At 38.4% G+C, this 20069-nt stretch carries 18 protein-coding genes; 9 read left to right on the top strand and 9 right to left on the bottom strand.

Annotated features, from left to right (window positions below; genetic code table 11):
• Nucleotides 1–27: 27 nt before the first annotated feature.
• A complete protein-coding gene (locus Q4489_RS02410; protein ID WP_074496440.1) occupies nt 28–516 on the top strand; it encodes a MarR family winged helix-turn-helix transcriptional regulator in 489 nt (162 codons plus the stop codon).
• A gap of 100 nt (nt 517–616) precedes the next feature.
• Here Q4489_RS02410 and glnD read toward each other — a convergent pair whose 3' ends face one another.
• The 3 genes from glnD to hrpB all read right to left on the bottom strand — a co-directional run bounded on the left by glnD (nt 617) and on the right by hrpB (nt 6730).
• Nucleotides 617–3190 carry a [protein-PII] uridylyltransferase gene (gene glnD / locus Q4489_RS02405; RefSeq protein WP_303476579.1) on the bottom strand — a complete coding sequence of 858 codons (2574 nt, stop codon included), beginning with the start codon at nt 3188–3190 and terminating at the stop codon, nt 617–619.
• Nucleotides 3191–3198: 8 nt separating this feature from the next.
• On the bottom strand, nt 3199–4017 hold the full coding sequence (locus Q4489_RS02400) for a hypothetical protein (protein ID WP_303476577.1): 819 nt from the start codon (nt 4015–4017) through the stop codon (nt 3199–3201).
• A gap of 211 nt (nt 4018–4228) precedes the next feature.
• A complete protein-coding gene (hrpB, locus tag Q4489_RS02395; protein WP_303476575.1) occupies nt 4229–6730 on the bottom strand; it encodes an ATP-dependent helicase HrpB in 2502 nt (833 codons plus the stop codon).
• A 279-nt stretch (nt 6731–7009) separates the two neighbouring features.
• On the opposite strand from hrpB, the gene Q4489_RS02390 reads away from it, so the two are divergent.
• On the top strand, nt 7010–7483 hold the full coding sequence (locus Q4489_RS02390) for a hypothetical protein (RefSeq protein WP_303476572.1): 474 nt from the start codon (nt 7010–7012) through the stop codon (nt 7481–7483).
• 21 nt (nt 7484–7504) lie between these two features.
• Here Q4489_RS02390 and pepB read toward each other — a convergent pair whose 3' ends face one another.
• Nucleotides 7505–8800, bottom strand: a complete 1296-nt coding sequence (gene pepB / locus Q4489_RS02385) for an aminopeptidase PepB (protein WP_303476810.1) — start codon at nt 8798–8800, stop codon at nt 7505–7507.
• A gap of 125 nt (nt 8801–8925) precedes the next feature.
• On the opposite strand from pepB, the gene sfsA reads away from it, so the two are divergent.
• The 7 genes from sfsA (at nt 8926) to panC (ending at nt 15093) form a co-directional block, all read left to right on the top strand.
• A complete protein-coding gene (sfsA, locus tag Q4489_RS02380; RefSeq protein ID WP_303476808.1) occupies nt 8926–9660 on the top strand; it encodes a DNA/RNA nuclease SfsA in 735 nt (244 codons plus the stop codon).
• 323 nt (nt 9661–9983) lie between these two features.
• Nucleotides 9984–10424, top strand: a complete 441-nt coding sequence (gene dksA / locus Q4489_RS02375; protein ID WP_074496434.1) for an RNA polymerase-binding protein DksA — start codon at nt 9984–9986, stop codon at nt 10422–10424.
• A gap of 12 nt (nt 10425–10436) precedes the next feature.
• Nucleotides 10437–11333, top strand: a complete 897-nt coding sequence (gene gluQRS / locus Q4489_RS02370; protein ID WP_303476569.1) for a tRNA glutamyl-Q(34) synthetase GluQRS — start codon at nt 10437–10439, stop codon at nt 11331–11333.
• Between the two features lie 178 nt (nt 11334–11511).
• On the top strand, nt 11512–12894 hold the full coding sequence (gene pcnB / locus Q4489_RS02365; RefSeq protein ID WP_303476566.1) for a polynucleotide adenylyltransferase PcnB: 1383 nt from the start codon (nt 11512–11514) through the stop codon (nt 12892–12894).
• 2 nt (nt 12895–12896) lie between these two features.
• Entirely contained in the window at nt 12897–13388 is a 492-nt protein-coding gene (gene folK / locus Q4489_RS02360) for a 2-amino-4-hydroxy-6-hydroxymethyldihydropteridine diphosphokinase (RefSeq protein WP_303476563.1), read from the top strand.
• A gap of 56 nt (nt 13389–13444) precedes the next feature.
• Complete coding sequence (panB, locus tag Q4489_RS02355; RefSeq protein WP_303476560.1) at nt 13445–14239, top strand: 3-methyl-2-oxobutanoate hydroxymethyltransferase; 795 nt, start codon at nt 13445–13447, stop codon at nt 14237–14239.
• Nucleotides 14240–14247: 8 nt separating this feature from the next.
• Nucleotides 14248–15093 (top strand): pantoate--beta-alanine ligase, encoded by an 846-nt coding sequence (gene panC / locus Q4489_RS02350; RefSeq protein WP_303476554.1) that lies wholly within the window; start codon nt 14248–14250, stop codon nt 15091–15093.
• An 80-nt stretch (nt 15094–15173) separates the two neighbouring features.
• Here panC and Q4489_RS02345 read toward each other — a convergent pair whose 3' ends face one another.
• The 5 genes from Q4489_RS02345 to Q4489_RS02325 form a co-directional block, all read right to left on the bottom strand.
• Complete coding sequence (locus tag Q4489_RS02345; RefSeq protein ID WP_303476552.1) at nt 15174–15299, bottom strand: hypothetical protein; 126 nt, start codon at nt 15297–15299, stop codon at nt 15174–15176.
• Between the two features lie 211 nt (nt 15300–15510).
• Nucleotides 15511–17148, bottom strand: coding sequence for a pyridoxal-dependent aspartate 1-decarboxylase PanP (panP, locus tag Q4489_RS02340; protein ID WP_303476549.1), 1638 nt, complete (start codon nt 17146–17148; stop codon nt 15511–15513).
• A gap of 432 nt (nt 17149–17580) precedes the next feature.
• Nucleotides 17581–18264, bottom strand: coding sequence for a tRNA (guanosine(46)-N(7))-methyltransferase TrmB (locus Q4489_RS02335; protein ID WP_303476546.1), 684 nt, complete (start codon nt 18262–18264; stop codon nt 17581–17583).
• Nucleotides 18264–19037, bottom strand: a complete 774-nt coding sequence (locus Q4489_RS02330; protein ID WP_303476544.1) for an ABC transporter permease — start codon at nt 19035–19037, stop codon at nt 18264–18266. Before Q4489_RS02330 ends, Q4489_RS02335 begins: the two co-directional genes overlap by 1 nt.
• 2 nt (nt 19038–19039) lie before the next feature.
• A complete protein-coding gene (locus Q4489_RS02325; RefSeq protein WP_303476541.1) occupies nt 19040–19969 on the bottom strand; it encodes an ABC transporter ATP-binding protein in 930 nt (309 codons plus the stop codon).
• Between the last annotated feature and the right edge of the window lie 100 nt (nt 19970–20069).

Here is a 20069-nt window from a genome sequence, read left to right as displayed (position 1 = left end):
TTCAAATTCTCTCAAAGAATATTTGCTATGGAAAAATACGAAGAACTACTCGTTGCCATCAGAAGAGTGATCAGAGCGATTGATTTGCATTCTAAGCAATTAAATAAGTCAGCGGGGCTAACTGGGCCGCAACTATTGATCATGCAAGAAATTGCCCGCGTTAAAGGGGTAACAGCGAGTCAAATTGCAAAAAATATCAATTTAAGCGCTGCTACAGTGACGAATATACTCGATAGGTTAGAAAATAGATCATTGATAGAGCGAGTAAGAAGCACCGAAGACAAACGCCGGGTCAGTTTGTTTTTATCTGATAGTGGTCGAGAAACATTAATTAATGCGCCGCAACCACTGCAACAACACTTTATTCAGAAGTTTTGCCATTTAGAACAATGGGAGCAATCTTTATTGTTGTCATCAATGCAACGTATTGCCACCATGATGGACGCCAACGAAATAGATGCATCTCCGATGTTAGAGCTTGACTTAATGCAGGCCGATATCAACAAAACGCTATAAACAATTCGCGATAAACAAATATAGGCTAAATTGATCAATGTGAGGTTGATCAATTTAGCCATTAATTACTGACAACTTGCTATATAATGTATTCGTCGAATTAAAACGATATTTTTTCTTCTATCAGTTTAACAATATCGTCTGAGTCAAGACTCGAAATTGAGGCTTCTTCACTATTCGAAATAAGAAAAACATTGTCATTGCATTCGCCTAACTGACTTATTTTTGCTGAATGAATGGTAAACCCTTGCTCATTAAACACTTCACAAATTTGCTCAATATAGCCAGGATCATCCAAGGCGTTAATTTTAATCAATGACTTGTCTTTATCGGGGTATGGTAATACTTCAATGTTCGGATCTTGCTCAAAGGTCTCAACGTACATAGGCGCTTTGATTGCTTTGCCGGTATCACCGGTATTTAAAATATCTTTCACTCTTTGCACAATGGTGTTTAATCTAAATTCATCATCCACAACATCGTCAGACTCACTAAGCAACTGAAACACTTCAATGACATTATCATCTTGAGTTGTCAGCATATTTGCTTCTTTGACGCGAAGTTTTGCCTTAGAAAGCACTTTAAAGATATCAGAAAATAATTGATCTCTGTCAGGGGTGTAAACCACTAAGGTGGTAAAACCAAGATCATTGGAGTTACATAAAAATACATGATGTTCACTGTTAAAATTACTCATAATGTTTTCGGTAATTTCAACGATATGTTCAACACAATTTGCAGTAAAAAACTCGCTGGGTAATTTTTTCCACCACGCTTCAACTGTGGCTAGATCAATGTTTTCATGCAGCTGGCTTTTCGCGCTTGCCTTTTTCTCGCTGATCAATGTTCTCGCTTCAAAAACATTGCTGGTACCTTTTGCGATTGTTTTCTTTAAACCTTTATATAGAAGTGATAATTGATACTCTATCCATGGATTCCATGCGCTTTCATTGGTTGCCATTAAATCAGCAACGGTGAAACACAGCAACGAATCAAGCTTTTCTTGCGACGAAATAGTTTTTGCCAGCTTTTGAAAAATAGCCGGGTCATTTAAATCACTTTGTTTACAAACATCTAGCATTAATGTTTGGTTTTTTACCAACCAAAACACCTGTTGAATAGATTTCTCATCGAGTTGATGAAAAGTGGCAAACTCTTTCGCTTGCATCGCACTGAGTTCGTGATCTTCATCTGTTTGACGACCCGACAAATGGTGACACAAAGTCGCTAAACGTAACGGAAGTTTATTTGGGATTTTTTGATATGATTTAACCGGAAAGCTGTCTTTTTCATGATGTTTTTCAAAAGCACCAAGATAAGCTAAGGCTTTAAACGCATGTTCATCAACCGTATAGGCATTATGCATATCAAATTGCATTTGCCCTTCAATTAATTGCCAGTGAGAAAAATATACTGACAAAATACCGTACCGATGCATTAAACCTAACGCTTGCTCGAATCCATCTGTTTTAGATAAAAGCTCGATAAACTCATCTCTACACCCTTGATAATCTTGTAATTCACCGAGTAATGAACGCCTTACATTCCTTAATGCCCTTAGCGTTTTAGGTGTAATACCTGTGATTGCATCAATGTCAGATATCAGTCTAAACATGCGGATAACTTGTTTCTTTTCGATAAACACATTTTTATCTTCAACATCAATTAAACGACCAACTCTTCTAAAGCCACTGTCGAGTTGCTTAACATTATTGCTATGCGAAAATGCCGTATGTTCAATGGTTAAGGTATCTAAGATAAGTTGGTTTAATTCGCGAATTCTGGTCATAGCACGAAACAGTTGTCGCATCATGCGCTCGATGGCTTGTTGACTGTTTTCACCATCACCAAAGCCTAACATTCTTGCTACTTCTGCTTGGTGTTCAAACAATAACTGCTCTACCGATGATTCCGCAACCGTATGCAATGCCCATCGCACGCGGCAAACAAAATCAAACGCTTCTTTTAATTCTATTTGCTCATCAGCAAGTAACAACTTAGTACCGCTAAACACTTCAGAGTAACCTAATCCGTAAAATTTTTGTGCAACCCACAAAATACTTTGTACATCACGCATTCCGCCAGGGTGGTTTTTCAAATTAGGTTCTAAAAATAATGCGGTGTTTTTTGCTTTTACATGTCGTGCTTTTTGCTCTTCAAGCTTTTCTTCAAAAAATTGTTGATGTGACCATAAATCTTCACTGTGCATTAAGTCATTAATCGCAAGTGCATGCTCGGTCGGCCCTGTGATTCTTCTGATATCAAGTAAATTAGTTGCTACGGTAACATCTTGTTTTACTTGTTTTTTAGTTTCATCAATCGTTCTTACTGATTGACCAATATCAGCGCCTAAGTCCCACAGTTTAGTTAAAAAACCGGACAACGAGGTTTGTTGTTGTTGACTTATTTTTTTATCGATAATAATCGCTAAATCGATATCAGAACCTGGGTGTAATGACGCGCGACCATACCCGCCAACAGCATTTAATGAAATTGGCGCGCCCATTAAACCAAAGTGCCGCCATAACTCGGTAAGTACTTCATCAAAAAAGTAAGCTCGCTCTGTTAGCAAGCCTTGAATTGCATCCGTCATAAATCGACAGTTAAGTACTTCATCTTTCTCTTTAATGACTTTTTTAAGGGTTAAAGCATCGGGTAGGGTTGTGAATTGCATTGTGTTCTCTATAATCGCTTGAACCATGTATTTAGGCTATCTAACTCGCCATCTACCAGTGATTCATTTTTTAATCGTCCGCCAAACTCAAACCCTTGTTCAACACATATTGCGTTAATAGCAAGGCTGCTTGCTGGCACAATGGTAAAGGCAGTAGTACACTTTAGCGCTTTAAAGTGTTGTTCCATTTCAGTGATTAAATTGATCAGTAACTGCCAAACATCAAATTCAGCACTTACTATAAAATCTGAGAACTCAACAACTTGCTGAGACTCATCATAGCTTGCTGTGGCGGTTGCTACAATTTTGTCATTCGATTGGGCAAAAAATTTATGATGCGTGTCATGATCAGCAATTGAATGCTCACGACCCGTAAATACTAACTTATCTTTGCTTTCTACGTTAGTGCGTACTGTATTTGTACCAACCGTGACACGATCAAAACTAAAATCAGTTAATTTATTTTTTCTACTAATATAGGCCTTTTCAAGCACTTTATCATGGATAGTCGCGAGATGATTTTTATGGTGTTTATCATTAAGGTAATAAACAACATAAAAAGCATCTTGTAAGCCATAGTAAGCCATTATTGAGGCTTCAACTTTAAAGCCATGTTGAAAAAAATAAATGGCCTGAGACTCATTTACTTTAATGCTTATTTTTGCTGCATTTATTTGATACGAGTAGCGCATTACCATTTCAACAAAAACTGATAAATCTATCGTTCCAAGGTCATCAATCAATACGGTATTTGCTTCACTATCGTAAACAAAATCAATATTTTCTTCTTTTGCTAACTCTTCAAAACTAAGTGGTTTTATACTCATAACATTAATGTATTTCGCTCCTGACTCAAAAATTAATTAGAACTCTTATTATTTAAATAGTAACAAATGGTCAAAAAATAGCAAACAGAGACAGGCTGAAAAGCGCTCAAAACGAGCTTTTACTATATTAACCCTCTTATTGAGAGGTCTGATTAATTTAATTATTACTCTAATTATTCACGATAGATCGTCTTGAAAGACTCAACAAATGTTAAGCAGATTTTTGTTTAATAGAGCGCCCAGGCTTTTCTTCTAAGGGTTTTTCAGGCCATCTATGTTTAGGGTATTTTCCACGCATGTCTTTAGCAACGTCGAAATAGGAAGATTGCCAAAAACGCCTTAAATCACTCGTGGTTTGTATAGGTCGGCGAGCTGGAGATAACAACTCAAAACGTAAAGGTACTTGCTGTGATGCCAATTTAGGCGTTTCAAGCTGGCCAAACATTTCTTGTAAAATCACTGCAACGGTTGGTCCTTGTGACTCATCATATCGAATTAATACCTGTTTACCGCTAGGCGTTTGAAAATGTATCGGCGCATTTTCATCCATGAACTGTTGCTGTTGCCAGTCTACATTAGCAATCAATAGTGGGTATATATCAAGCTCTTTAAGGGCCTTTAAGTTACTAATTTTATTCAGATAAGGAATAAGCCAATCTTCAATCGTAGAAAGTAAATGCTGCTCAGAAATCTGAGGAAAGGTCTCTAGTTGCCGACCTAACCATTGAGCTCTTGTCAGCCATGATCGACATCGTGATGACCAATTTAAGAAGCTTAACCCTTCCTGTTGCAGAATATCTTTAAGACAAGCGGAAAAATGTGCTTGCGAAAGAGCGCCATTATTCTCTTCTGCAATCGTTAATGCCTTGTAATACGTTCTACTAATACTGTGAATGGCATTTTTTTTGTTATCGAGCTTATACTGTGTTTCTTCTCGTAAATCGTTCTGTAAAATAGTTGAAAGCTGAGATGGCTTCACCGGCAGCGCTAAAAATACTTTACCATCTTTATTTTTTCCATCACAGTGACAAACGATCAGCCATGTTTCAGCACTTAAAGCGTCAGTTTCGTTAAGCGAAACGCCTCGGCCATTCGCCAGTAAATAACGTTCACCTTGCTTATCTCGCGCTTTTGCAAGCCTTTCAGGAAAGGCGAAATAGAGAAGTTGAGCGGCACACTCTCTAAAAGTGTCAATTTCTAGGTAAGTAAGTACCAACTGTATTGATAATTTACTGGCAAAATTTTTGGCCAGTTTAACGACTTGTTCTAAGGCTGTACGATTCACGCCCTTAGGTATCGACTGCTGCTGTAAATATTCAGCTAAGACAAGAAATCGCGCGGTTATGTCTGCATTTTGCGGCGAAATTAACATATCCCTTTCTGATAAAAGTGCAGCAAGTAAACAGGCTATAGCAGTGTGTTTGGGTGAATCAGCGCGTAATAACATACTCGCAAGCCTTGGTTCTACACCTAGCAATAATGCCTGTTGCCCTAACGCAGTAATTTTATTGTCATTGTCTATAAAGCCTAACGACTGGTTCAATTCACACGCGGCATCAAAATGATACTTAGCCGGTTCTGATAACCAATTAACTTCTTGATATTGCGTGATCCCCCAAGCAGAGAGCTCAAGCACAAAGCTTGTAAGTTCAGCATTTAACACTTCTTCTGGTTGGTAGTCAGCTAAACGCTGTTGTTCACTTTCAGACCATAAGCGAATACATTTACCCGCAGTTAGTCTGCCAGCCCTACCAGCTCTTTGACTGGCCGAAGCTTTTGCTATGTTGGTAGTGTCGAGCCTAGATAAGCCACTTTTTACATCAAAAGTTAATATTTTCTCAAGCCCAGAATCTATTACTATAGTGATACCTTCGATTGTTAAGCTAGTTTCAGCAATATTGGTCGCAAAAATGACCCTTCTTTGCTGTGAATGTTTCTTTGTTAATGCTAACGACTGCTGGGCAAGCGGTAAGCCACCGTATAAAGGAAGTAAATCTACCGACGGCTCTAGCGCTTGCTGAGCTGCTGCAATACAACGTTTAATATCAGCCTGTCCGGGTAAAAAAACTAGAATATCCCCTTGCTCTTCATGTTCAAGTTCACGCTTAATGACAGATAAAACAGTTTCGGTGAGATAACGACTTCGTTGTCCATTATATTCAATAGTTACAGGGAAACTTCTTCCAGGACATGACATCACTGGCGCATGATGTAGGTAGTTTGAAACTTGTTGAGTATCAATCGTTGCTGACATCACCAGCATTTTTAATGTTTCGTTATAAGCTTCTTGAACTTCTAATGATAAAATTAATGCTAAATCTGCATGTATAGAGCGTTCATGAAATTCATCAAAAATAATCAAGCCAACATCAGACAATTCTGGATCTGTTTGAATTCTACGTGTTAATACGCCCTCAGTGACAATTTCTAAACGTGTATTGTTAGATATTTTCCGTTCGTTACGCATTTGGTAACCTACCGTTTGCCCAACTTTCTCACCTAATTTTCCAGCTAAATAATGTGCAATAGATTTAACCGCAACACGGCGAGGCTCTAACATGATAATTTTTTTGCTGCCAAACACACCTGATGCTAATAATGAAAGCGGCACTGCCGTAGATTTACCTGCACCAGGCTCTGCCTGTAAGACCACACGCTTATTCGCTTTTAGCATAGCATTAAGCTCGGGCAAAAATTCGTCTATTGGTAACAATTTGTTGTCAATGAAGTTGTAAAAGGTTGGCAAAATTATATCAGAGTAGAAACTAAAAATGTGCTTGTTACATAAAAACGACATCCTCACCTGTTAATTTCTCTGAGTACAATTGCACAGTATTCCTGAATGCTTATGAGGTATTTTAAATACGAAGGCAATAGTCTTTAATAGTGATTAGGCTATTAGTTTTCACACAATTCAGACATAAAATAAAAAGGATAAATCATTGATATACGATTGTTTAAATAATTTGCATCTTTTAGAAAATCTGCTTACTTGGCAAGCATTCATATTTTTGCTATTGATATTGACCCGATAAAAAACAAGGAAGATGATGTGAATTTAGCCGCCCATGGTGATTACAATATTGAAAGGGAAAACAACATACTGGTTGTTGATGCTCGAGGACCTTTCAACGAGATCACCGCAAAAGCATACGTAAAAGATATGCAGGTTGCTTGCGAGCAATACCAAGGGAAGCCTTGGGGGTTATTAATTACCTTTTATGGAAACAGTATTTTTACCCCAGAGGCAGAAAAAATTTTAGTCGATGTAACGCGTTATCGAATGCAACATGGAATGATCGCGAACGCGAGTGTTATTGTTGATAGTAATACTGCTGATATTCAACAAATGCAACTAAAACGGGTATACCAATCGTGCAACCTTACCTTTCATGTCTTTACTGATATATTTAACGCAAAACAGTGGCTGGTTGAATTTGTAAAAGAGCAATCACAGGCCATGTAACTGCTCTTTGCTGAGATCATGTTATTTATTATTTAACAGCAAGTTTGCGATAGTTGCGATAGACATTCCGGTAGCGCCTGCAGCCCACAAACTATTTGCGCTACCATTATAAGCAGCAGCTAAATCAAAATGTAGCCAACCTTTTCCTTCATTCGGCACAAACCTTGATAAAAAGCCAGCAGCATTACTTGCACCTCCCATTCCACCACCTTTTTGCGTCCGGCTATTCGCGGTATCTGCAAAGGCAGAAGGACACTTTTCTTGATGCCACGGCGCTAAAGGTAATGGCCACAAAGGTTCACCTTCTGCTTTAGCAGCAACTAAAGCCTGTTCAGAGGCTACATTGTCTAACGACATTAGCGCTGTATAGTCACCCCCTGTTGCTAACATGGCGGCCCCTGTCAACGTTGCCGCATCAATAATCATGTTAGGTGAATATTCACTAGCCAGTAATAAGCCATCGGCTAAAACAAGACGCCCTTCAGCATCAGTATTAGCAACTTCGCAGGTAACGCCATTTTTATAGGTTAAAATATCACTGACTTTATACGCACTTCCGCTGATCATGTTTTCAGCACAACATAGTATTAATTTTACACGTTTAGTTAACCCTTGTTGCATTGCATAAGCTAAAGCAGCCGCCACAACAGCTACGCCACCCATGTCACATTTCATGTTAAACATGCCATCATTTGATTTTATGCTATACCCGCCTGTATCAAAGGTAATACCTTTACCAACCAAACACACATCTACTGGAGCGTCTGAATTGCCGCTAGGATTAAAATCAATTTCAGCTAAACAAGGCTCATGTTGACTAGCTTTACCTACGTTATATACGCCAACCCAGCCATTTTCATTCAATGCTTCACCCTTGATCACATTCATGCTGACATATTCAGGCGACAACGCTTTTACATATTCAAACACACTCGCTACCAATATTTCTGGCGATTGCTCTGCCGCCGTTTGATTGGTTAAGCGCTTTGCCCAAGCATAAGTCTTCAATTTATTAGCAAGTTTATTGATAAGTTCAGGTTCACCAGTGAAGTGGATATTATTGCTTTTAGTCACCGAGCTAAAACCTTGCGCAAACGCCCACTGGTAACTTTCTTGCCAATCATCTCCGGCGAGGGTTACTTGTTCAACACCCATGTTTTCTATTTTTCGAGCTGCTTTTTGAATATTTCGTTCAATATATTGATCAAACTCAGGAAAGTATAAAAATACCTCACCATTAATATGTTGAATCGTTTTATTCTGTTGCCAGTCTGTTGCTTTATTGTCGTTAATTAAATGTACTTGAACACCATGCATCACGGGAACACCTTATTTCTTGAAATTCATTGTGTTAGTTTACACCAAACAAGCAAGCTGCTCACACTTAGTTCAATAAATATTGTACTATCATGCACACTTTATTTTACGGAATCGCAATTACGATGAAGCTAACACTTGCTCAAGCAACCCTTGAAAAGCGATATAAACGATTTCTTGCAGATGTCATTCTTGATAACGGCGATCAAACCACTATTCATTGTGCGAATACAGGTGCAATGACCGGCTGTGCTACTCCGGGAAACACGGTGCTTTATAGTGTTTCAGAGAATAAAAAAAGAAAATACCCCTATAGCTGGGAGCTTAGTATAACCGAGCAACAACACATCATCTGCGTCAATACAATTCGCGCGAACCAGTTAGTAGAAGAAGCATTAAACAATGGAATAATTAATGAATTCGAACACTTTTCAGCATTAAGGCGGGAAGTAAAATATGGTAACGAAAACAGCAAAGCTGACTTTTATCTTCGCGATGAAAATGAAACTGAAACCTATATCGAAGTGAAAAGTGTCACTTTATTTGAGCATGAACAAGGTTATTTTCCTGACGCTAAAACCCTACGGGGACAAAAGCATTTACGTGAATTAATAGAAATTGTAGAACAAGGTAAACGCGCGGTGTTATTGTTTGCTGTGCTTCATTCCGCTATTAATAATGTCAAAGCTGCAGCGCATATAGATCCAATTTATGCAGACTTACTTAGCCAAGCAAAAGCAAAAGGGGTTGAAGTTTTCGCATATAAAGCAGAATTTTCTATTAAGAAACACGACGTCGACATACAATTAACTACCCCCATACCTGTTAGTTTTATAGATTATAAACTGGCAAAAAAGTGATTCCCGCTATTAAAGTATTAAATGAAAGTACAAAAAAAACAGCTAATTTGTTACAACTATTATCAACAAAAGATTGACGAGAGCAGTTAAATCTTGCTAAAAAAGTGGGCTTGCGATAAAACAGGATTCATTCGTTATAAGTTATATTTGTAACATTCTGATATTCCACTAAAAAAAAATATTTTTAATGATTGTTCTTGAATTTTGTCTAACGTAACACAATATAGTTCTGATATTTCAGGTCTATTTTAAAAATTGGCACATGCAGTCAAATTAGCATTCTTTAATTGTTATTTGAACTAGTTAGCATTAGGAGAATTAGCATGCCAAACAGTAAAGCTTTAGGTATTTTAGCGTTAGCAGGCGTAGAGCCATATGTAGAAAAACCTAATGAAGAATACATGAGCGCTGAGCAATTGGAACACTTTAAAAAGATCCTAGAAGCATGGCGTACACAACTTCGTGAAGAAGTCGATCGCACCGTAACTCATATGAAAGATGAAGCGGCAAATTTTCCTGACCCTGTGGATCGTGCAGCGCAAGAAGAAGAGTTTAGCTTAGAATTACGTACCAGAGATCGTGAGCGTAAATTAATTAAAAAGATTGAAAAAACTTTGCAGTTAATTGAAGAAGATGATTTTGGTTTTTGTAAAAGTTGTGGCATTGAAATCGGTATTCGCCGATTAGAAGCTCGACCTACCGCTGATCTTTGTATTGAATGTAAAACGTTAGCGGAAATCAAAGAGCGACAACTTGCCGGTTAATCATCTGTAAAGATGAATAACGTAAGTTCAACAAAGCGATCTATGCAATATCGAGGTCGCTTTGCTCCTTCTCCGTCTGGCCTCCTCCACTACGGCTCACTTATTACAGCATTAGCAAGTTTCCTTGATGCTAAACATCATCAAGGACAATGGCTCGTACGCATTGAAGATATTGACCCTCCAAGAGAACAAGCAGGCGCTAGCGATATAATATTAGAAACCTTACTAGCCTTTGGTCTTCAGTGGGATGAAGACGTAATGTTTCAAAGCCAGCAATATTCGCGGTATAACCAGATAATTTCATCGTTAAAGCTAGATTCTCTCGCTTACCATTGTCAATGTACTCGCGCTCAAATCAAGTCGATCGGAGGCATTTACCAAGGCCATTGCCGACACTTGAACCTAACAGAACAGCAAAGTGCTATTCGCGTAATAAATCAGCCCAAAATTGCCCAGTATGATGATATTTTTCAAGGTAGCGTTATCTGCGATAAACACTTGGCCGCTGAAGACTTTATTATAAAACGTCGTGATGGCTTATATGCCTATCAACTTGCAGTTGTCGCAGACGATATAGAGCAAAACATCACTCATGTCATCCGTGGCTGCGATTTACTCGAGCCAACCGCCAGACAATTAAGCTTTTTTAAAATATTGGGTAAAGCAACGCCACAATATGGCCATATTCCATTAGCGGTCACTGAATTAGGTTATAAATTAAGTAAACAAAATAAAGCGCCGGCCATTGACCGCAATGATCCAGGCTCCAGCTTAATTAACGCCTTATTATTTTTAGGACAACAACCACCTGCATTACTTCAAACTGCTGATGTTAAAACGATTATCAGCTGGGCTATCGATAATTGGCAACGGAAGCTAGTGGCAAAAACTCGCGAGATCACTATTTAATTTTCTTGTTGTTTCTGCATTATCCCAATGAAATATCTACTACAACTGCAGTTGCCTGTATTTTTTTCATTCTCTTTTTAGCCCTACTGTTATATGATCGCGGCGCTCTTTTTTAGTTTTGAGGTTGTTAAGTATCAAACGCGTTATCAATTTGTGTAAGAAGGTATTCGGCCAATCTATGCGTGAAAAAAAATCCAACAGTTCAATCAGTGCAATAAGCACCGATGGCCCGCAAATATTGACCAGGGATCAACACCCTGTTTCTCGCCAACATATCAGTTCTAATGCTCTAAAAGTACTTTATCGTCTTAATAAATCAGGCTTTGATGCGTATTTAGTCGGTGGTGGGGTACGAGACATAATGCTTGGTTTAACGCCAAAAGACTTTGATATTGCTACGAATGCAACACCTGAACAAATTAAAGGGTTATTTAGAAACTGTCGTTTAATTGGTCGTCGCTTTCGACTTGCTCACATTGTGTTCGGTAGAGATGTCATTGAAGTTGCTACTTTCCGTGGTCATCACGACAACCCTCAACAAGCAAAAAATTGTGGGAAAACATCGAAGCAAAGTGAACATGGAATGCTACTGCGTGATAATATTTATGGTTCGATTGAAGAAGACGCTGAACGTCGTGATTTTACCATTAACGCACTTTATTATTCGATAGCTGATTTTAAGGTGTACGATTTTGCTAATGGTGCCAAGGATATTGCTCAACGAAAAATTCGTTTAATCGGTGATCCTGAAACTCGCTACCGCGAAGATCCTGTAAGAATGTTACGAGCCATTCGCTTTGCCACAAAACTCGACATGGCTATCAGCAAAGAAACTGAAGCACCTATTGTTTCATCGGCACCATTATTAGAAAACATTCCACCAGCACGTCTATTTGAAGAATTTTTGAAGCTATTTTTGTCTGGTAAAGCCGTTGAAAATTACACCATGCTTCGTCAATACGCATTATTTCGTTATTTTTTCCCCACAGTGGAAGAAGCATTAGTGGATAAATCGCTACCTTATTTATCTCCCTTTATCGCGCAAGCTCTAAGCAATACTGATGACAGAATTAATAACGAAAAGCGCGTAACACCCGCTTTTCTTTTCGCAGCAATGCTTTGGTATCCAATTCAACAACAAATAAAAGTACTTAAGCAAACATCATCACTTACACCGCAAGATGCTTTTTTTGCTGCCTATGGCGAAATAATGGGTCGTCAACAACAAAGTATTGCGATTCCAAAGCGTTTTCAGACGGTAATTAAAGATATTTTAATTTTACAAGATAAGCTCGCTCGACGAGAAGGCAAAAAAGCGTTTCGTACCTTTGAACATCCAAAATTTAGAGCGGGTTACGACTTTTTACTACTGCGTCATCAAGTGGAGTCTGCACAAGGGTGTAATGATTTAGCAGAGCTTGTTAATTGGTGGACGGAGTTTCAACAACGTAACTACGATACTCAACAGCAAATGGTTAAAACACTTGGCCGTAGTAAACCAGGTGCCAGACGTTCTCCAAGAAAACGTCGTCGTCCACGTACGAATCCCCCTCAGGACTGATCATGGCAATTTGTTATATTGGCTTAGGCAGTAACTTAATGGAGCCACAACAGCAAATTCAGCATGCGGTTACATGTATAGGAGCACATGCTGATATCAATGAAGTAGTAACGTCTTCACTTTATTGTAGCCAACCGATGGGGCCACAAGATCAGCCTGACTATATGAACGCAGTCATGGCTATTAATACTAAACTGACTCCCATTGAATTACTTGATGCATTACAAGCTATTGAACAGCAAGCTGGCCGTGTGAGAAAAGGCGAACGTTGGGGAGCACGAGTGCTTGATTTAGATATTCTGCTTTATGATCAAGAAATAATAAACACTCCACGCCTCATCGTCCCCCATTACGGAATGAAACAGCGAGAATTTGTGTTAATCCCACTAGCAGAGATAGCACCTAAACTGACACTACCTTGTAATAGTAACGTATCAACCCTGGCCGAGAGCATCGATAAAAACGCACTAACAATTCACAGCCAACTCAGTTAAAATCGCTGCAAGAAAATCAATTTATCGCACAAATAACTGTGTTTTTGGATCTTTTTATGACAAAGATAACAACCTCAGTGTTGCAAAAAATGAAGCAACAAGGTGAAAAAATAGCGACAATTACTGCCTATGACGCTAGTTTTGCTAAATTATTCGATCAAGCTGGTATTCACGCCATTTTAATTGGTGACTCATTAGGTATGGTTTTACAAGGCCAAGATGACACCTTACCTGTTGATGTTGACCATATGGCCTATCATACTCAATGCGTGAAACGCGGTGTTGAAAATACACTGATCATCAGCGATCTTCCTTTTATGAGTTACGCAACAAAAGAGCAAGCATTCACTAATGCGGCTACCTTGATGCAAGCTGGTGCAAGTATGGTCAAAATTGAAGGTGGTCTTTGGTTAGCTGACACCATTACAGGTCTTGTTGAACGTGGTATACCAGTATGTGCTCATCTTGGCTTAACACCTCAATCGGTTAATGTCTTTGGCGGTTTTAAAGTACAAGGACGTGACGATAGCAAAGCACAAGAAATGATCCAGCATGCAAAAGCACTAGAAGCTGCAGGTGCGCAATTATTAGTATTAGAATGTATTCCTGCTTCATTGGGTAAAGCTATTTCCGAGGCGATTGACATTCCAACTATCGGTATTGGTGCAGGAAAAGATACCGATGGTCAAATTCTTGTTATGCATGATGCCTTAGGCATTTCATGTAGTTATATGCCTAAATTTTCAAGAAACTTTCTTATCGACACTGGCGACATTAAAAAAGCCATTGAGTTATATATTAGTGAAGTGCAAAAAGAAAACTTTCCAGGTGATGAACACATTTTTAAGTAGGCGGAATAATGATCACCCTTAACGATATTTCAAGTTTAAGAGAAACCATAAACCAGTGGCGACAACAAGGTTTTAAAATTGCCTTTGTACCTACAATGGGTAATTTGCATGCAGGTCATATTGCCTTGATCACTGAGGCCCATAAACACGCAGATAAAGTCGTGGCTAGTATCTTTGTTAACCCAATGCAATTCGGTCAGAATGAAGATATTGCTAATTACCCCAGAACGTTGCAAGCAGATCAACAACAACTTGAAGCCGCCAAAACTGATCTACTTTTCACACCAACACCCGAAATTGTATATCCTAAAGGCCTTGATAAACAAACCTTTATTGAGGTTCCACAAGTTTCTGAAGGTTACTGCGGAGAAAGTCGTCCAGGTCACTTTCGTGGCGTAGCTACAGTCGTTTGTAAGCTGTTTAACCTTGTGCAACCTGACATAGCCTGTTTTGGTTTAAAAGATTATCAACAGGTACAAGTTATTCAGACCATGGTTGAAGATTTATCCATGCCAATTGATATCATTCCGGTAGCAACTGTAAGAGAAGCAAGTGGTTTAGCATTAAGTTCACGTAATGGATATTTAACTGAAGAGGAGTTAAAGATTGCGCCTGCACTTAGTCAAAACATTCAGTGGCTTGCTGAGAAAATAAAACAAGATACCGACTTTATTGGTTTAGCGAAGCAAGCAGCTAATTTCATTAATAATGCTGGGTTAAAAACCGATTACATTCATATTTGTCATGCAAAAACATTACAGCCAGCAAGCGAAGATGATAAAAACTTAGTTATTTTAGCCGCTGCGCACTGCGGTAAAGCACGCTTAATTGATAATTTGCAAGTTAACTTGTAACTCAACAATAAACATTACAGAATAAAAAAGGCCAACAGTGGTTTTTCACTGCTGGCCTTTCAAACGTGTGTTAGTTGATTTTATTCGTATGAACGTTCAAGCCACATAAGTTGACTTTTCAAATCTTCAATTTCTTTTTGTGCATCAACAAGTTGTTGCTCAATAGATTTATCTTCGATATTACGCTCATCAATCATTTCTGGCATGTTACTGTCCTCTTTATACATCATACAGCCCTCAAAAATGTAATCATAGGTGTAACATTACACACTAACTTTCACTTTGTAAAACAATCGAAAGAAAAACATTTCGGTTAGAAAGTAAAAGAGTGTAAATTTTAAACAACAGTGACGAAAAAATTCGATAGAATTCAAGATTCAAGCAATGTTAATTACAACAACTAACATTGCTTCATACTTATAGGTTTTGTGACAATGCGACCAACTTGGGTAAAAAATGGCTGCTTTCTTGAGCTAATTCCACTTGTTCTTCAAGGACATCTTTTAAAATTTCTTTTGAGGTAAGTGGGTTTGCCAACACAACACGGAAGACTAAAGTTTTCCTGCCATGATATTTTTTCACCTCGATACGCGTACGAGACACAAAAGACTTGCCGTTCTCACGTTGTCTTTTCTGAATGAATTTAGTGAGTTTATCCAATAGATTATTTACGTTAGTAAGCGTATTTTCATCCGCTTTAGACAATAATTGTTGAACTGAGGCTGGATTATAACGATAAGTTAATAAACATAGTTCAGGCTCTGTCACTAATTCAAAGTCAGGATGTTGATCAATAATATCAGCAAAATATTTTGCCTTCTCAATACCTTGGTTAATCAACATTTCATAGCCTGGACGACTAATAATATGCAAGCTTGCATAAACCAGCATTGCCATACCCGGCCTTGAGCCTTCTAAGGTATGCGCACCTAAATCTTTTGAACCTTTACGTAATATATATTCAGCATGATGCTCAATTGAAGCGACTGACGCGGGGTTACGAAATACAACTAAGCCTGCCCCCATAGGCACATACATTTGTTTATGCGCATCAATAGTCACTGAATCAGCGCGCTCGATGCCGTTTAACAAACCTCTGTGTTTACTTGAAAGTAAGGTAGCACCACCCCAAGCAGCATCAACATGAAAATGACATTGGTATTCATTGGCCACTTCTGCTAATTCGTTGAGTGGATCAATATTGCCCGTTTCTGTCGTGCCAGCTACGCCGACGATACTTAAAATACGAATATTTTTTGCGGTAAGCTCTTCGCACTTTTCTCTGAGCTTTTGAGGGTCCATTTTATTATGTTCATCAGTTGGTATAGCAATAACGCTGTCTTGACCAATACCTAAGACATCAGCTGACTTTTTCAGCGAGTAATGACCGCGTTTAGAAACTAAAATTGCTAAGCCGTCGTATTGATAATGCTTTAATGCATTAAATAATCCTTCTCGAGCAACGCCTTTAAAATTCCCCTCTGCGCGTAGTAAGTTATTTCTAGCCACCCAAAGCGCTGTGATATTTGCCACTGTGCCGCCTGAACAAAATGCACCTAACGAATGATTTGCACTGTGCATCCATTGCTGATAAAAATTTTCTTCAAATTGATATACCAAACGGTGCATCATGCCTAATACTTGGCGTTCTAACGGGGTAAAAGCTTTTGAGGTTTCAATTTTGACAAGGTTTTGATTTAAACCAACCATTAATTTCGAGAGAGGTAAAATAAAATAAGGCAACGCTGAGGTCATATGACCAATAAAACTAGGGCTTGAGGTATGAACAGATTGCGACACCAACTTTTCGAGTAAGTGGTGCATATGATCAGAAACAAAGGCAGGTTGCTCCGGAATTTTAGAGCAATCAAAATCTTTTTCTATTTCTGTGAGTGCAGTTTCTTTGGCAGCAATATGAGAACCAAGAAAACCAGCAAGATTTTGCGAGATCTCTTGTTCTATTCGCCCTAACGTTGAGTCAGGCGCCTCTGGGATAGTAAAAATACGCAGTAACGACTCTTCTGTCGCATTTGCCGCACGTTTGTTAATTGTCATAAAAGCACTAACTAATTATTGTCACTAATGACCTTTCATAGGTGCGGCACTGTAATAAAAATTCTGTCAAATGTCTTGTATTTTTCACGATTAACACTATTTTGCTAACAAAGTGTTAACCAATTAATGTTGCTAAGTAAACAAAACCAAGTTCGACTATTGCTAAGCTACTTAACGCCATCATAAGTACATTTTTTTTGATATTGTGAGTCATTTTCATTTCCTATATTAAAATTGACTGATGCTTATCTATAAACAAATATCAGACCAATGTTGATATACCATTGTTTTTATTGAACTTCCTTATAAAAACAATCAATAACACTATAATTAATAGTAGTTACAAAAACAACAAAATGGTAATTTTAACCAACAATTTTGAAAAAATTGACCAACAACAATGTACTTAGTTTATTTCATTATTCACGCTAACTAGACAATATTTAACTGCCAACAGGTTTGCCCACTCGCTTGATATTTAGCTTCAAAAGGAGTGAATGCTAGACTACTTTCAACTTCAGTAATCTCACCGTTACGATGAGCCAGCTGAGCTGCTAGCAAAAACTCTTCTAAGTATAAACGCCAATTACTACGTAAGGTGATGCGTTTGCCTATTGAAATTATTTCAGGAAACACAGCGCTGCCATGCCATCGGCGCTGTATGTGTTTACTTTTAGGCCAAGGATTGGGGTAAAGAATATAATGTTGATCGACTTGCCACTTTTCCTGGACAATCAAACGGTAGAAGTCATTAAGATCTGCACGAAGCAACAGGTAATTATCAACCCCCTGTGTATCTGTACGTTCTATTAATTCTTCATCATTACGCTTGATACGATGCGCTGATTTATCAACCCCAATAACTAACGCATTAGGGTTATTTTTCGCTAATAGTCTGGTGCTTTGACCAACACCGCAGCATGAATCAAGTATCACCTCTCCTTGATGTGCCTTAACTCGTTCATTTGCAACATCAAACGCTTTTAACGTGTGTGGTTGAAAGGGCTTTTTTGAGCGGTGCGCTAAATGTTTTTCAACGATTTCTGTCAGTTTCTCGTGAACTCCGGTTTGGTTACTCACGATAACTTTGGAATCTCCTAATTGCGTTTCATCCATTAGCTTCTTAACCCGATACCTTTAGTGATCAAATACATTGCAACGGCATATAAACCAATAATAAACGCACCTAGCACACCAAATGCTACAGGTAAGCTGACATCAGAAATACCTAAAAAGCCATAGCGAAAAGCATTAACCATATAGACAATGGGATTAATTTTTGACACGCCTTGCCAAAAATCAGGCAACAAACTTATCGAATAAAATACCCCGCCTAAATACGTTAATGGTGTTAATACAAAGGTAGGAATAATAGAAATATCGTCGAAACTACCTGCAAATACTGCATTAATCAAACCACCTAATGCAAACGTTGCGGAGGTAAGTGCAACGGTCGCAATGATCACCCACACATTATGAATTTGGATCTGAGTAAAAAACATCGCAATAATGGTCACAATTAAGCCCACCAATATACCACGAGCCATACCGCCACCAACATAACCAGCAACGATCACCCAGTTAGGCACAGGAGCAACTAGCATCTCTTCGACATTGCGTTGCCACTTAGCACTAAAAAACGAAGAAGCCACGTTAGAATAGGAATTCGTTATTACACTCATCATAATCAAACCAGGTACTATGAAAGACATATAGTCAAAGCCCCCCATTTGACCAATTCTAGACCCTATTAACGAACCAAAAATAACAAAATACAAACTAATCGTAATGGCAGGTGGGACTAATGTTTGCACCCAAATACGCATAAACCGATGCGTTTCTTTATGTAAAATACTTTTTAATGCAACCATATTTCTTGTCGATGACATACTCACACTTCCTCCGCTTTTTCGCCTGTTCCAACGAGGCTGACAAACAGCTCTTCTAATCGGTTGCTTTTGTTTCTCATACTGATCACATCTATATTTTGTTCACTTAACTGGGCAAATACATCATTGATTCGTTGTGATTTTTTCACATCAACCTCTACGGTATGATCGTCAATTACCCGATAACAAAATCCGTTGAGGACAGGTGTGTTACTGTTTGGTTTGAGATCTAATATAAAGGTTTCTAAGTCTAGTTTTGCAAGTAATGATTTCATGTCTGTATTTTCAACAATAACACCTGAATCAATAATAGCGATATTACGACACAGCATCTCTGCTTCTTCTAAGTAATGTGTCGTTAAGATGATGGTAATACCTTGCTTGTTTAACTCACGAAGGAAGTCCCACATAGAGCGTCTTAGTTCAATATCCACCCCTGCTGTAGGTTCATCTAGAATCAGCATTTGTGGTTCATGCATTAAAGCCCGAGCAATCATTAAACGTCGCTTCATGCCGCCTGATAGCATGCGCGCTGCGTTGTCTCTTTTTTCCCATAAATCTAATTGCTTTAGATACTTTTCAGCACGTTGATGAGCTGTTTCTCGATCTACGCCATAATAGCCAGCTTGGTTTACGAGTATTTTCGTTAAACTTTCAAACTGATTAAAATTAAACTCTTGTGGCACTAAACCAATATGACTTTTGGCCGTTTCTAATGCTTGATCAATATCATAACCAAACACTTTTACGCTTCCTGCAGACTTATTCACTAAAGAAGTTATCACGCCAATAGTAGTGGATTTACCCGCCCCATTTGGGCCGAGTAACGCGAAAAAATCCCCATTTTCAACGGAAAGGTCAATCCCTTTTAACGCTTGAAAGCCACCTTTATAGGTTTTCTTGAGATCTGAAATTTCGAGTGCTTTGGTCATATCGATTTAAAAATTAAAACAAATAATGACTATAGGTGAGGCAATAATGCACGAAATTCAAGCGTATAAATAAAATAAAATTCACATTTTGCGCTAGAAT

Source organism: Thalassotalea sp. 1_MG-2023 (genome assembly GCF_030546745.1).
Taxonomy (GTDB): domain Bacteria; phylum Pseudomonadota; class Gammaproteobacteria; order Enterobacterales; family Alteromonadaceae; genus Thalassotalea_C.
This window is presented reverse-complemented; position numbering and strand designations above follow the sequence as displayed.